The 941-nt window shown below is 51.2% G+C and carries 1 protein-coding gene; it reads left to right on the forward strand.

What is annotated here, in order from left to right:
- Positions 1-861, forward strand: an 861-nt coding sequence (locus R7P74_RS25250; protein ID WP_318123386.1) for a diacylglycerol kinase family protein, incomplete at its 5' end; no start/stop codon positions are given.
- Between the last annotated feature and the right edge of the window lie 80 nt (positions 862-941).

Below are 941 nucleotides of genomic sequence, written 5' to 3' on the forward strand. Positions count from 1 at the left end.
CATGTGATTCGTGAGTTGACCAAAAAATATCGTCTCAGCATTCGCCAAACGGACGAAACCACCAGTGCAGAAAGCCTCGCACTGCAAGCTAAACAAAGTGGTGTGAATCAGGTGATTGTCTCTGGTGGCGATGGCACGGTGACCGAAGTGGCGAGCCAATTGGTCGGCACGGACATCCAGCTCGGCATCATACCGTTGGGCACGGCGAATGCGCTTTGCCATGTGCTGTATGGCATCGGCGTGAAGTTATCACCGGTGGAAAAAGCGTGTGAAGCCATTCTCGCAGGTCATTGCCAACGCATAGACACCGCAGAATGTAATCAGCGTTTGATTCTGTTGGTGCTGGGTATTGGCTTGGAACAGAAGATGATTGAACACGCGCATCGTGAAGAGAAAAATGCGTTTGGGCAACTGGCGTATTTAACGGGCTTTTTTAACGCTGTGATTTCCGAAGAGGTGCAAACTCTGCAAGTAACCCTCGAAGGGCAAGCGGCGAGTGAACAAGGATGGGAGAGTCAGGAGATGGACGTGCACAGCTTCGTCGTGGCAAACATCGCGCCCTTCAGTACCGTGTTAGCGCAAGGTGGCGGCGCGCCGCAGCCAGATGATGGGAAACTGCACATTACCTACCTTGATAACACTCAGTCGCTGGGTGGACGCCTAGTGGCGTTGTCGGATCTAACATTAACCAGCGTCGGTGCGCAGGATGAGTCGACTCTGTTTCAGTACGCGAGCGCGACAGGGATAACGATTACTGCAGATCAGCCGATTGACTACGTCATCGACGGTGAGCTCTATTCTGACCGTCGTTTAGAGATCAAGATTCGTCCTCAGTCGCTTAATGTGTTTGTTCCCAGTTAACGCCGATGAAGACGACTGCGAATAGAGTCGAATACAAACAACGATGCAAAAAACGTATCACTTGTGATGCGTTTTTTATG

The organism is Vibrio sp. 2033 (assembly GCF_033339735.1).